This is a genomic window from Adlercreutzia agrestimuris, assembly GCF_943193125.1.
In the GTDB taxonomy this organism is placed as follows: domain Bacteria; phylum Actinomycetota; class Coriobacteriia; order Coriobacteriales; family Eggerthellaceae; genus Xiamenia; species Xiamenia agrestimuris.
This window is the reverse complement of record NZ_CALPCX010000003.1, coordinates 141,753-155,149: the sequence shown is the minus strand read 5'-3', so window position 1 is coordinate 155,149 and position 13,397 is coordinate 141,753. Positions and strand designations below refer to the sequence as shown.

General features: G+C 44.1%; 12 protein-coding genes. All 12 read right to left on the bottom strand.

The genetic code is table 11. The features are described 5' to 3' along the window. Positions 1 to 1,305 (bottom strand): phenylacetate--CoA ligase family protein, encoded by a 1,305-nt coding sequence (locus NFR28_RS06285; RefSeq protein ID WP_251179091.1) that lies wholly within the window; start codon positions 1,303 to 1,305, stop codon positions 1 to 3. 17 nt (positions 1,306 to 1,322) lie between these two features. Further along, entirely contained in the window at positions 1,323 to 3,413 is a 2,091-nt protein-coding gene (locus NFR28_RS06280) for a VanW family protein (protein ID WP_251178981.1), read from the bottom strand. A gap of 5 nt (positions 3,414 to 3,418) precedes the next feature. Next, a complete protein-coding gene (locus NFR28_RS06275) occupies positions 3,419 to 4,093 on the bottom strand; it encodes a CDP-alcohol phosphatidyltransferase family protein (protein ID WP_251178980.1) in 675 nt (224 codons plus the stop codon). Positions 4,094 to 4,227: 134 nt separating this feature from the next. Further along, the gene (locus NFR28_RS06270; protein ID WP_251178979.1) at positions 4,228 to 4,605 is read right to left on the bottom strand and encodes a 4Fe-4S dicluster domain-containing protein; all 378 of its coding nucleotides are present in this window, start codon (positions 4,603 to 4,605) and stop codon (positions 4,228 to 4,230) included. A gap of 5 nt (positions 4,606 to 4,610) precedes the next feature. Then, positions 4,611 to 5,699 carry a hydrogenase large subunit gene (locus tag NFR28_RS06265; protein WP_251178978.1) on the bottom strand — a complete coding sequence of 363 codons (1,089 nt, stop codon included), beginning with the start codon at positions 5,697 to 5,699 and terminating at the stop codon, positions 4,611 to 4,613. A 1-nt stretch (position 5,700) separates the two neighbouring features. Continuing rightward, positions 5,701 to 6,297 (bottom strand): NADH-quinone oxidoreductase subunit C, encoded by a 597-nt coding sequence (locus NFR28_RS06260; protein WP_251178977.1) that lies wholly within the window; start codon positions 6,295 to 6,297, stop codon positions 5,701 to 5,703. Positions 6,298 to 6,301: 4 nt separating this feature from the next. Further along, positions 6,302 to 6,745, bottom strand: a complete 444-nt coding sequence (locus NFR28_RS06255; protein ID WP_120360444.1) for an NADH-quinone oxidoreductase subunit B family protein — start codon at positions 6,743 to 6,745, stop codon at positions 6,302 to 6,304. Between the two features lie 12 nt (positions 6,746 to 6,757). Next, positions 6,758 to 7,645 carry a respiratory chain complex I subunit 1 family protein gene (locus NFR28_RS06250; RefSeq protein ID WP_251178976.1) on the bottom strand — a complete coding sequence of 296 codons (888 nt, stop codon included), beginning with the start codon at positions 7,643 to 7,645 and terminating at the stop codon, positions 6,758 to 6,760. Positions 7,646 to 7,661: 16 nt separating this feature from the next. Beyond that, positions 7,662 to 9,599 (bottom strand): NADH-quinone oxidoreductase subunit 5 family protein, encoded by a 1,938-nt coding sequence (locus NFR28_RS06245; protein ID WP_251178975.1) that lies wholly within the window; start codon positions 9,597 to 9,599, stop codon positions 7,662 to 7,664. Positions 9,600 to 9,733: 134 nt separating this feature from the next. Continuing rightward, positions 9,734 to 11,227, bottom strand: coding sequence for an MATE family efflux transporter (locus NFR28_RS06240; protein ID WP_251178974.1), 1,494 nt, complete (start codon positions 11,225 to 11,227; stop codon positions 9,734 to 9,736). Positions 11,228 to 11,359: 132 nt separating this feature from the next. Further along, positions 11,360 to 12,595 (bottom strand): baeRF8 domain-containing protein, encoded by a 1,236-nt coding sequence (locus tag NFR28_RS06235; RefSeq protein WP_251178973.1) that lies wholly within the window; start codon positions 12,593 to 12,595, stop codon positions 11,360 to 11,362. A gap of 144 nt (positions 12,596 to 12,739) precedes the next feature. Continuing rightward, complete coding sequence (locus tag NFR28_RS06230) at positions 12,740 to 13,249, bottom strand: low molecular weight protein-tyrosine-phosphatase (protein ID WP_251178972.1); 510 nt, start codon at positions 13,247 to 13,249, stop codon at positions 12,740 to 12,742. Between the last annotated feature and the right edge of the window lie 148 nt (positions 13,250 to 13,397).

The following is a 13,397-nucleotide window of genomic DNA, read 5'->3' as shown; positions in this document are numbered from 1 at the left end:
TTATTTCCCTTCTCGCAGATCAATAATGCGTTTTGCTTTGCCTTCACTACGTTCGATAGTCTTTGGTTCTACCAGCTTAATGTCAACAGAAACTTGTAGATTACTCTTCAATTCTGCACCAAGACGCGCCTTAAGCTCCTCAAGTTTGCGAATCTCGTCAATGGGGAATTCCGGCACCGTTTCAACTTGAAGCTCTACATGATCAAGCGGACCTTTAGTGGTTAGAACGATTTGGTACTGCGTTGCAATCTCAGGGAACTCAGTAATGACTTGCTCAATTTGAGATGGGAATACATTAACACCTCGAATAATAAGCATGTCGTCGGTGCGACCGCGCAAATAATCAATCTTGCGATGCGTGCGACCACAAGCACAAGGCTCCTCGATAATACGAGTAACATCTCGTGTGCGATAGCGAACTAGTGGCGTTGCTTGACGCGTAAGAGTGGTAATGACGAGCTCTCCCCACTCTCCTACCTCTACAGGCTCAAGTGTTTCAGGATTGATGATCTCGCAATAGAATTGGTCTTCAGCAATATGAATGCCGCCCTTTTCCGCACACTCCATTGCAACACCCGGACCCATAACTTCTGAGAGTCCATACACATCACAATATTGCACACCTAGTTTTTCAGCAATCTCATCTTTCATGTTCTGCGAAGCGGGTTCAGCGCCGCAGATAACTGCTGAGATTTGAAATTCTGTTGCAGGGTCATAACCCATCTCAATTGCAGTATCTGCAATAAGAAGTGCATATGAGGGTGTACATGCCAAAATGTCAGTTTTAAGATCTTTCATCATCTGGATTTGACGTTTGGTGTTTCCTGATGAAGTTGGAATAACGGTACAGCCGATAGATTCACCACCAGCATGAGCACCTAAACCACCGGTAAACAAACCATAGCCATATGATACTTGCAGGGTTGAATCAGCAGAACCACCTACCATACCGATGCCACGCGCAAAACAATCGCCCCAATTCTTAAGGTCTTCTGCGGTATGGCCGACAACGGTTGCTTGTCCAGTTGTGCCAGATGATGCATGGATTCGAGCAACATCCTTATTAGGAACGGCAAATAGGTTTGTTGGGTACGCATCACGCATATCCTGTTTTGTTAGAAAGGGAAACTTTGATAAGTCATCAAGCGATTCAAGGTCATCTGGAGTTACACCTGCTTCAGCAAATGTTTGCTGATAGTGTTCAACATTTTCAAATGCATGACGAAAGCTGTTCTTCATACGCTCAAGTTGTAAATCGCGCAACTCATCACGTGGCATAGTTTCAATTTCTGGTTGGAAATACACAATTGCCTCTCTCTCCATCAGCTTTTCTTATCAATTTCCTCAGAGTCTTCGTCCTGATCTTTTGGCCCCTCAACAATTACCTCGGTTACTGGCTCATATATAGAAACAAATAAATCTTTGCGAATGAGCGATCCTTTTTCATCCATCACTGAACGGGTCACAGAAATTTTACTACCGTCAACACCACGCGTTTTTGTATAACTGGTATTCGGTGCAAGAGTCTCGTCCAGTTCAGTTCGCGTTGAATATTCTTTGCCTTCTTCCCATTCACTCGTCTCAGAAGTGACGCTATAGCCTGGGTCAACTCCATATAACGTAGCGGTAAGAGCACCACTGTCACAGGTTACCGTCAAAAGAACTTCACTTTGCGAATCGTTAGTCCATATCAAATCTAGGTCAGGCCAACTAACTGCAGCATCTCGACCGGCTGGATAACTGGCCATGTAAAGGCTATGGTTATAACGACGATCAACTGGAAAACCTGACTCAAATACCGCATTAAAGATCGTAGTTGCAACTTGGCAAATGCCGCCTCCAAATTCTGATGCATATTCTCCATCTACAATGGCTCCAGCATCCAGAAATCCAGCCGCCTCATTACACTCGCCTGCCGTACCATTAAAGGACCAGCTTGCTTGAGAAGGAATGACAGAGTTATTTAAAAGCGACGAAACCAGTTCGATATTATGATTACGATTTTCTGTACCAACTCCTGTTGTATAGGCAGTAGTAAACCGCGAAATGACACATATGAGTCCATGATCTATTGCCTCATCAAGCGTGAGAGTTGTAAGAGAATCTTCAAACGGAAGCTCTACAACCACTGCTGAGTCTTCATAATCAGATAAGCCGAAGGCTTTACCTTGAGTACCGAATAACGCATCATCTAAAGATGATACCGCTTCTGAGGTAAGCGGAAGCGAAGCAGCGTTATCAGTTTCAACGCTTACTGTATGAGTGTTGGTGTTGATGAAGTGAACGGCCGAAGGCTTTTCATAACCAAATTGATGAGCTTGAGCGATAATTGCATCATGTGCTTTATCAACATTGATATTTGGTTGAAGCACCCATCCATTTTCGGCCTCATCAGCATGTGTGCTAATCCATGAACCAACCTCGTCTGCACTGAAAGAAACATCTACACCATTACTGGTAAACACCACTCCGTTACGGAGTGCATGTGTAACCTCATCTGCCACAGTTGATGCCTGCTCATAGGTAATATGAAAAGGTGCATCTTCAAGTTGAGCAACAAGGTCAATTGAGTCAATTTGTGTGCCCTGTAGGCTTGTATTGATCTCGCGCTTAAGACTATCTTTTTTGACAAGATAACCATCTTGCCCTTCATACGGATATGCCACACCACCTTCAACAGTAATATCGCTTTCAACAGTTTGTGTTCCCAGTGCTGCATTAATTGAAATGAGGAATTCATCGAAAGCACTTTCATCATAGTTAAAACGCGGTTCTATAACATAGCCATTTTGAGCGGCATCAATTCTTGTAGCTATTCCACCACAAGAGCGTCCAATAGAAAGAGCTTCTTGCGCAAGCGATGCGGTATCTAAAGATATTCCCAAATCCTGAGTGGTGGTTTGCCAAAATTGACGAGAATTCTGATCTTCTTCAACACTTATTTGCTCAGCCAAAAGAGCTTCTTGGTAGGCATCCTCAGGGCTTGCTTGCATACGAGCCTCTTCGCTTGCAAAGACAACTATAGGCACTTCATTAGTATTGCTTGAATATCTTTCAGCAAGCAACTCTTCAATTTCAGCTTCTGTTTTGCCTCCAACCGAAACATCACCAATATAAACACCGGGATAAGCACGGTTTGCATTTTGTGAATAATCTACACCGAAAGCTATCCCTACACCTAAAAGCACCAAAGCAGCTGCAACAAGAGCAACTTTGACACGCTTGCGAGAGGTTTGTGCAAGATTGTGAGCAGCGCTTTTGTTTTTGGGTGAACATGTTTTGCGTGATTTTATAGAAGGTTTCTGCGCGGTGTTCTTTTGAGAAACGACCTTCTTTTGCGCAGGTTTTTTTGAAACTGACTTAACAGCCTTTTTCTTTACTGATGGTTTTGGTTGCGTTCGCTTAGTAGGCATAGATGTCATTCGCCCTTATCTGATGAGGTGCTTGAGCGTCCTTTTGCCTTTAACACTTTGAGCTGTTTATAAGCTGAAACGCAGTAATATATAGTAGTAATAATAGCTAAAACTAAGCCAACATAAACAAACCAAATTCCCCACGAGCAGCTTTGCGCATTAAACCCTGGAAGCCACGATACATCAGTTAGACCCAGTCCTGGCAGCAGAGGCATATTGAGTAAAAGTCCAGCGAAACCAATAAACAAGAATGTCGTTGCAAATTTACCTGGATAAATTACAGGAACGCGAATATGGTAGCGTTTAATAAGAATTGCGCCGCCAATTAATAAGAAAGCGTCGCGAGCTACCACCAAAATAATAATCCACAACGGGATTCGCTCCATAAGAAAGACGCCAAGCACTCCAGAAACCATCAAAATGCGGTCAATAGCGGGATCAAGCAATTGACCAAGTCTTGAGACGGTATGCGTGCGTCGCGCAATCTGTCCATCCAAAAAATCCGTTGCAGCTGCAAATGCAAACACTAAGGTAGCAGCAATGTTTTGATCGTTGAAAAGGAGTACAAAAAAGACCGGAACCAAACAAAGACGCAAAAACGAAATAACATTGGCCACTGTAAAGACCCTATTAGTTACGTTTTCAGTACGAGATTGCGTTGTCTGATGGTGTGAGGCCATATTCGTTCCTTGGTACTTAAGCGAGAGAAATAAGAGAGCCGCTTGCATAAATGCTCGCGGCTCTTATGTAGTTTCAAATGCACAAGACGCTTGCGTGCCTTGCCATTCTATCAGTTTTATTTGCTTAAAATTCCTTATGCGTCAGTCTTAATTACTTCTTCAGATTTTTGCTGCTCGGGAATCTCAAACACCTCTTCATGCTTTTTCGTTGAACACGATGCATAAGCAGGATCCATTGAAAGACAGCTCTTTGGACACTCGCGAACACAACTTCCGCATTGTACACAGCGAAATCTATCAATAGACCAAGTGCGCTCTTGCTTGCTTACATTGATTGCACTACAAGGGCATCGTTTCTGGCAAATGCCGCACAAAATGCACTTGGTTACATCAATGCAAACATGACCTTTAAGACCGGCTGGAGGTGTTTTAGTTTGAACAGGATATTGCACGGTCTCAGGCTCTTTAAAGAGGCCAGAAATCGTCATTTTTCCTAGTTTGAATGCTCCCATACCCCCTACCTTTCCGTACAGCTAATACACGGGTCAATAGTCAAAATAATCATATTGACATCAGCAAGATCGCAACCTTCAAGCGCTTTAACCATGCCTGCAAGGTTTTGTGAAGTTGGTGTGCGCATGCGCATACGTTCAAGGTTCTTTGAACCATTTCCACGTGCATAGTAATAGCATTCGCCACGAGGCTGCTCTACAACACACGCTGCCTCTGCACCTTCGGCAGGGTTGCCTTTTACTGGTACAGAGATATCACCAGCTGGGATACGAGCAATCATCTCTTCGATAATATCAATTGATTGCAAAACCTCTAATGCGCGAACTTTCATACGAGCATAGCAATCGCCTTGCGTATCAACAATTGGCTGGAAATCTGAGAGCGTACCATATGCTCCAATTCCTAAGCTCCGTACGTCATAGGCAACGTTTGAAGCGCGTGCAAAAGGGCCAACCATGCTTAAATTGGTTGCATCTTCAAAGCTTAAATAACCGACACCAACAGTACGGTTCATAACCGAGCTATCCTTGAGAAATGCATCCATGAGCTGTCGATAATCTGACTTGATACCTTCTAAAACACGGATGATTTCTGCTAATTGTGCTGCATCAATATCGCGAACAACACCGCCGACTTTCACAACAGAAAAGATGACGCGACCGCCCGTAGTCTTTTCGAAAATATCAAGCACACGTTCACGCAGACGCCAACAATGCATGAACAAGCTCTCATATCCAAAGGCATCTGCTGCGAGGCCGAGCCATAAAATATGCGAGTGGATACGCGACAGTTCGTGCCAAATTACACGAAGATACTGACCACGCTCCGGCACCTCAACGCCCATTAAGCGCTCAACAGTCTCAGCATAGCCATAAGAATGACCAAAGGCACAAATGCCGCAAATACGCTCAGCTACATAAATAAATTGATTGTAGTCGCGTGTTTCAACGAGCTTCTCTAAGCCACGATGAACAAATCCAATTTGCGGAATGGCCTCAATAACCTTCTCGTCTTCAACAACAAGATCAAGATGAAGCGGTTCGGGTAATACTGGATGCTGCGGACCGAAAGGAATGATTGTTGCTTTTCCCATACTAGGCTCCTTCCCCATCACGTGCAGCTTCTTTTTTTGCTTTTGTTGCCATTGCAGCGCGAACCTTAGCAGCTTTTTCAGGATCCATACCTGCAAGCTTTGCCTCAAGATCGTCGTCTGCAGTATGCGCGCTTGTTACAGCTTGAGGTTTGCCCTGCTCAGGTGTAGCCCCCTCTTTTGATGCTTTTTCTTTTGCTGCTTTCGCTTCAGCAATTTTGCGTGCTTTTTCACGAGCAGCTTTTTGTTCAGGCGAAATGACGGTCATTGGCTCTTTTTGAGCTAGTGCGTAGAAATTACCACCGAAATCAATAGCAATTCCTTCAATATTGACGCCAAAAAGATCATGCACTTCGTTTTCAAACACAAAAGCGGCTAAGAAATTATTGGTAATGCTCGGAACTACTTGATCTTTGGTAACACCTTTTATTTCAGAATTTACCAGTAGGCCATCTTTCATAAAAGAATAAATAAGATCAATGCCCATATCAGTATTAACGGCTAGCAACTGCACAAAACGCCAACCATCAGCTTTTCGCTGATTGCTTAGCTCTGGTAATTCCTGAAGCGCAAGAGTGGTGAACTCAGTGGCGAACCCCATAGCGTTACGCTCCTTTCTTCTGCGCTTTGAGCGCTTTTGATTTTTCATCCAAGATAGCTAAGCCTTGCACAACTGCATCAATAATGGCTTCAGGACGAACAGCACAACCTGGAGCATAGACATCTACAGGAATAGCTTTATCTACACCACCAATAACGTTATAGCAATCATGGAAAATACCAGCTGAACAAGCACAAATACCGCAGGCAATAACAACTTTAGGTTCAACCATCTGATTGTAAATCTCTTGCACAACAGAAATGTTTTGCTCGTTAATTGAGCCGGTTACCAAAAAGATATCAGCATGTTTGGGGTTTCCGGTATTAATGATACCGAAACGCTCAACATCATATCCAGGACAAAGTGCAGCCAATACTTCAATATCGCATCCGTTGCAACTTGATCCATCGTAATGAATCACCCAGGGAGATTTTGTCGCATAACTCATTGTGCACCTCCTTTACAGGTATGCCAAAAAGGCAATATTAATGCCACCAGCAACAAGAGCCACAACCCACGCAGAGGTAAGCATGGTTTGCCACTTTACGCGAGCGAAGTTGTTATCAATCCAGATTTCGAAGAAATAGACTACGGCAACAACAACTAACGCCAAAATAATGGATGCCGGATTTCCCCAAATAAAGAAGAGCGCCACCCATAGCATAAACAGAATGTTCTCACACCAATGCATAACTTCAACAAGAGCAAGTGTCTTGCCACTCATTTCAGTGGTAACACCCTTCACGATTTCTTGATGCGCATGATGCGAATACGACAAGTCAAAGGGAGACTTGCGCAGTTTGATAGTCAAAACGAACAAGAAACCTAAAAAGACAAGCCAAATATTGGTAATGACGGGCATTTCAAGATGGGTTACGACGCGTACATCAAAACTACCAAGTCCCAAAATAGCCTGCACTGACATGAAAAAAGCAACTGCCATAAAGAGCACCATGGGTTCATATGACATAACCTGCATCGTTTCACGCGAAGCACCAATCTGCGCATAAGGAGAGGCCGTGCAATATGCAGCAAGAATGAAGAATAAGGCACCAAGCGTCAGTACAAAAATGCACATAAGCAAATTGCCACCCGAAACAAAGATACCACCCGCGATAAGCGTAAAGACAAGAGCGCAGATGACATACACTCGTTCCGAACCGTTAATGGCCACATCATCTTTTTCAATAAGCTTTCGCACATCATAGTAAGGCTGAAGGATTGGTGGTCCAACACGACCTTGCATGCGTGCTGAAATCTTGCGGTCAAGACCCGCTAATAAGCAACCCAAAACCGGTGCTAAAAGAGCAAAGATGAGGGTGCCAATAAGAACTGCAAGAATCGACATAGTTCATACACCCTTTCTAAAAGACTACTGCCGAGCCAAAGGCGCTAATAATGATGGCCGCAACAATAATGATGCCGCAAACCCATTCACCGACAGGGCGAATACGCGCCTCGCCAAAAATGCCTTCAAGATACCAGTTGCGAAGCGTAGCTTCAGTAGTACCAGAAAGCGAGTTCTTGAATACACGTTGCTCATTGTCGGCACTATAGCCAGCAAGATACACTTGAGCTTTTTTAGACTTACTGGCTTTACCGACACCGGCGAACAAGACCACAATCACCACGATTGCAAGCAAAGCTGCAAGGATCTGGTTTTCAAACTGGATATCTACTCCACCCATGCCATATACGCTATAAACATAAGGGCTTACAACTGCTTGAGAGATAAGCGGTAAGCAGGCACAAGACAGAATTGCCAATACAACCATGAGCAAAAGCGAACCCCACTCAGATTTGTGAACAGAAAGCTCAACGTTGTCAGGCTCTGCAGCAATGGCGGAGAGTTTGCCCAGCCATTTTCCCCAGAAAAAGAAGGTTGCAGCAGATCCAAAGGCAAGCATCATAATGAGTGCAACTTGACGCATCTCAACAAATGATACGAGTGTTGCCCACTTCGCAATAAGCATTCCAAATGGCGCAATAAACATCACCATAATGCCAAGCATCATAAAGCGAGCTAGCTTGGGCATACGTTGGAAGAGCTGATCCATGTCTTCAATATTGCGAGAACCAATGTGATGTTCTGCTGTGCCCACACACAAGAAGAGCAGAGACTTTGCAATAGCATGGAACAAAATGAGGAAGCAAGCTGCCCATACAGCCTCTGGAGTACCAACACCCGCACAAGCAACAATCAAACCAAGGTTTGCAATTGTTGAGTAAGCCAGCACGCGTTTCGCATTGCTTTGCGAAATTGCCATGAAAGAGCACAAAACGAAAGTAATACCGCCAACCAAAACAACCATTACCGAAGGAATAGTTGACAAGAAGAAGATAGGCGCAAGTTTGATAAGCAAAAAGACGCCCGCTTTAACCATGGTTGATGAATGAAGCAATGCACTGGTAGGTGTAGGAGCAACCATTGCACCCAAAAGCCATGTATGAAATGGCATTTGAGCAGCTTTAGTAATACCAGCAAGAGCAAGTGCGCATGCTGGTAATGCAACCATCTCAGGATACAAAATGCCAATCTGGAGAAACTCCAACAATGACAAGGTACCCATCTGAATTGCCATAACATAAAGCGCCACCAAAAAGCCAATTCCACCAATGAGATTCATGACGATCTGACGAAATGCGTTATTAAGAGCTTCTTCGGTACGCGTATAGCCAATAAGCAAAAACGAGCATACTGTTGTAACTTCCCAACCAGTAAACATCCACATCATGTTATTGCTGAAGATAATGACAAACATGGCTGAGAGGAAGACAAACATCAATGCGAAGAATGTTGGTCTGCGATCAGGAGCGTCTTCAGGCTCATGAGCTTGAAAATCTTCCATGTAGCCTAACGCATATACACAAATACCTGAACCAACAATGCCAATGATGAACGCCATCAGCAAAGACAAAGAGTCAAGATAGAGACATTCGGTTACTTCCACACTATGAGCAAATACCAACTCAAAGATAAGGGAACCTACTACTTGGACGGCAGCTAAGACACATGCAAGCATGTTTTTATACTTTATGCCGAACCAAAGAATGACTGCAGCAATTGCAACACCAAGCACCATGCAAATAATGTCCACCACCAACGGAGAGGTCATTGGAATTGAATCCCAATGATCAACGCCGAGGTTTGCGGCAACCAATACTAGTGATGCAAGACCAATGACAATTGCCGAAGCAACCACGATCACGTTTCTCGCCTGATTGTTGCGAATTACAAGCAATACTGCAGCAACAACGAGCGGGAAAAGGATCAGGAACCAAAGCATGCCAAGCGTAGCCACGCGCTTTCCTCCTTGCCTTTTGACGTCCCATTAATAAGAAAATGGCAAAAGCCATTAGCTGAACTCTACCAACATAAGGTCTCATAACAGAGCAAACGACGCAGATCAGGAGCTATTGTTCGGTAAAGGGAAAGTTATGCAGCAGCACTTATACGCCTTAATCGGCGCAGTTCCACGAGCAAAAACACACTAACTATCAGCACTGATGTGATATCGGATATAGATGCTGCAAACCAAACACTCTCAAGCGGAGAGAGTGGCGTAAAGAGCGGCAAGATTTGCGGACAAAAAATAAGGAGTGGAATGAGGAAGAGAATTTGTCTCGTGAGAGTCAAGATAGTTGCCTTAAACGCTTGGCCTGTGGCATTGAAGTAATTCGAGCCAATGCTTTGGATGGAGAGAATCGGGACAAAGATTAAGAACAGAACAAGAGCCCAAGCTGCTTCTTTTCGATATTGCACCGGGAGAGAGAATAGGTTTGCATACATATCTGGAGCAAGTAATACGCTCAACCAAATAGGAACAGTAATTGCGGCAGCTAAAAGCATCGCCTGCCACACAACACGTTTCATACGATCGAATTTTTTCGCTCCGTAGTTGTATCCAATAATTGGTTGAGCTCCTGAAGCGATACCCACCATCGGCATAAAAGTAAACATTCCTACCGCTGAAAGTACACGCATAATAGCTAGCGCGCCATCTATGCCTACCGGATCAGCTGCTCCATAGGTTACTAACAAGTTGTTCTCAAGCGCGGAAGACACTGCAAAACCCAATTCCATAATGGCAGGAGCAATACCCATAACACAGATACGTCCCGCCAACGGTGCACGTAAATGAAGAGTTTCTTTGCGCAGTGGCATGGGAGACTTTTTCTTGAGGAAGAATTGCATTACAAAGATGGACGACAATATCCACGAGCAGACAGTAGCTAGACCTGCACCTGCCATTTGAGCATCAAGTACAACAATAAATAGATAACCAAAGACAACATTAGCAGCTGTTCCAATAAGCATCGACCCTAGTGCACGATTAGGATAACCAGCCGTTCTAATGAAGTTATTCATGCCAAACGCAATGAATTGAAACGGACATCCCGCAATCAAGATTGTAGTAAATGAGCGCGCAAGCGGAAGAACTTCTCCTTCTGCGCCAGACAAAACTAAAACAGGAGACAGAAGTGTTGCACCAATAATCCATACAACAACCGATACAAGCATCAGAAGTATAAAGCTTGCTCCTAAAACACGACGTGCTTCTTCTTGCTTGCCCTCCCCTAGTCTGATGGCCATCAGTGCATTTCCACCAACGCCAATAAGCATTGCAAGCGCTGTCATGGCAGTCATGAGCGGATTTGCTACCGTAGTTGCCGCTAATCCATCGGCTCCCACAGCATGACCAACATAAACTGCATCAATAACGTTGTAGAGCATCTGAACAACAACGCCAACAACGGCGGGTATAGAAAACTCGAGGAGCAATTTAAAAGTGCTCCCTTGCCCCATGCGATCTACTTTTTCCTCAGCTCTTTTACGAATTTCATCAGCTTCGCGAGCTTCAGAGCCTTCCAAGTAAGCATCGTCTATGGCTTCGATTATCTCTTGTGATTGTTGGTCTGCTTTATTCATAAGCCATAGTATAACAAAGCGACCCGGCGGCGTTTGTTCAGCTCACCGGGTCGCGAAGTATGGACGCTTTGCGCGAAGTATATAAGTTACCGTATACCCGTTAGGAGGTTCGCACAAAGATCCTTATCGTGGTTAATAGCGATAGATTGCAGCAACTGCACAGCCATCAGGCATCTGCTCTTCAGGCAATACTATGATCTGTGCACCTTGAAGGAGTGCCGCTTGACCAAGCTCATCAACAAGATCAGGACTTGCAGGGTCAAATTCTTTGTCATCCTGAGGATCAGTTGCGCTATCAAGTGTCACCGTACCAGTTGCTCCATCAAAGGATCCAGGCAATACCTTTCCCTTTTGCATAAAGAGCGTTCCAACTTTTTTATCGAAAAGCGCTTGACCAATCTGAACAGGATCGCTGCTTCCTTTACCCTGTGAAGCTTCGTATGAATACTGTTCAAGAAGCTTTTTGATGTCCTGCTCTCGATAGTCTTCCATCAAGCCCACGGCATCTTTTAAAAGTTCAGGATAGCTTAGTGAACCCGGATCTTTTTCGATACCTTTGTCTAAAACATCGTGAATAGTGCAAATGCGACGGAATTCTGTTTGATGTTCTGGAAGGCATACAAGAATTACTGGTGTTGGGTCATGTTTTTTGAAGGTGTCGTTAACCGCTTTATTAACATAACGGAAGAATTTTTCGCCCTCTTCTTTTTTAACGTCATTGCGAGATAACCACCCATGATATGGGCTCTTATGGCCTTCAAGCGTCTCATAATCAAGTGCGCCTTCATGCCCATCATAGTCTTCAAACAATTCCGAAAACTCATCATGAACCGATTGAGGCATAGGCATACGACGCAGTGAAGATTGGTCGCCCTCAACAAACCCAAAGCGGTCATTTGAAAGCATCAGCAGGTAATAGCGCATACCATGCTCAAACGCACGGAACAACGGTTTCATGAAGAACTGGTCAGATACTGTCACAAAGCCTTTGTTCGGGATATCAATATCAAGTTGATATACAAAAACTGCGGTGTTACTGATCAAGAAGGCAATTGCTGATTTTGAGTTTTGCCATACAAACCAATCAGGATGAGCTTCAATAAAACGCATACGTTTTTCAATGCCTTCATACTGGCTTTTGTCAGAACACATACGTTCAAGGTTTTCCTGCGCTTCTTTAATGAGATCCTTCAGTTCAATACGATCCCAATCATTTCGACCGCCTTCACGATCTTCATGCTGAACCGGCAGATACAGCGAAACATAGGGTGGTTGAGCTGACTGATAAGGAGCATCAGTTAAATCATTTACAACATGGATGCTCTCAAAAATGGCGGCATCTTCTTTAGATAATGCGCGTTGACTCATAATAATTACCTCCTTAACGTGTGTACTTTCGTACATCCCCAGCATAAGTCTGAAAATGGAGGTAAAACACGCATGAGCATGCAGTGTCAGTGTTTCGTTGCCACTTTGCAAAGCAAGAGTTAGCTAACCACTAATCTATGAGCTCTAATCTTGAGGAATCAATCCTTGCAAAAGAGCAAAGAGCGCTTTGCAGCCAGCGTATATATCATTGAAGGTGGTTTCAAAATCTCCGGTGTACCACGGATCAGCCACATCAGTGTTACTACCAGTAAAGAGCATGAGTTTATGAACTGAGGCTTTCGTATCCGCTGGAAGTATCTTTGCAATATTTCGCATATTGGCATCATCCATGGCTACAATGAGATCCCATGAGAGACCATCTTGAGGACGAAGGCGACGCGCACGATGGTCACCACAGGCAATGTGATGCTGCTCAAGTACTCGCCTTGTACCCGGATGTACGCCATTACCAATTTCCTCACAACTGGTTGCGGCAGAATCAATGAAAAAATGCTCATCCTGTTTTTGTTGATGCACAAGATGCTTGAGAATGTATTCCGCCATAGGCGAGCGACAGATATTACCATGACACACAAAGAGGATACGAAAAGGTGAATTGGTATTCGTGTTCTGATTGTGATCATATTGGTACATATGCGCCTTCCCTCAAACTACGAATATAGCGTTCGCTTCTATGTTAACGGTACCATTAAAACCTTACAAAAGCGCATACCATTTACGGTCTTGTAACTTTTCTCTATGAAACATCACAACATATCAGATTAACCCAGTTCAGCATAAA

Excerpts from the sequence above, each read along its gene's own strand:
- NFR28_RS06260 (WP_251178977.1), bottom strand. The coding sequence starts at position 6,297 with ATGGGGTTCGCCACTGAGTTCACCACTCTTGCGCTTCAGGAATTACCA.
- NFR28_RS06270 (WP_251178979.1), bottom strand. The coding sequence starts at position 4,605 with ATGGGAGCATTCAAACTAGGAAAAATGACGATTTCTGGCCTCTTTAAA.
- NFR28_RS06240 (WP_251178974.1), bottom strand. The coding sequence starts at position 11,227 with ATGAATAAAGCAGACCAACAATCACAAGAGATAATCGAAGCCATAGAC.
- NFR28_RS06255 (WP_120360444.1), bottom strand. The coding sequence starts at position 6,745 with ATGAGTTATGCGACAAAATCTCCCTGGGTGATTCATTACGATGGATCA.
- NFR28_RS06230 (WP_251178972.1), bottom strand. The coding sequence starts at position 13,249 with ATGTACCAATATGATCACAATCAGAACACGAATACCAATTCACCTTTT.
- NFR28_RS06275 (WP_251178980.1), bottom strand. The coding sequence starts at position 4,093 with ATGGCCTCACACCATCAGACAACGCAATCTCGTACTGAAAACGTAACT.
- NFR28_RS06235 (WP_251178973.1), bottom strand. The coding sequence starts at position 12,595 with ATGAGTCAACGCGCATTATCTAAAGAAGATGCCGCCATTTTTGAGAGC.
- NFR28_RS06250 (WP_251178976.1), bottom strand. The coding sequence starts at position 7,645 with ATGTCGATTCTTGCAGTTCTTATTGGCACCCTCATCTTTGCTCTTTTA.
- NFR28_RS06265 (WP_251178978.1), bottom strand. The coding sequence starts at position 5,699 with ATGGGAAAAGCAACAATCATTCCTTTCGGTCCGCAGCATCCAGTATTA.
- NFR28_RS06280 (WP_251178981.1), bottom strand. The coding sequence starts at position 3,413 with ATGCCTACTAAGCGAACGCAACCAAAACCATCAGTAAAGAAAAAGGCT.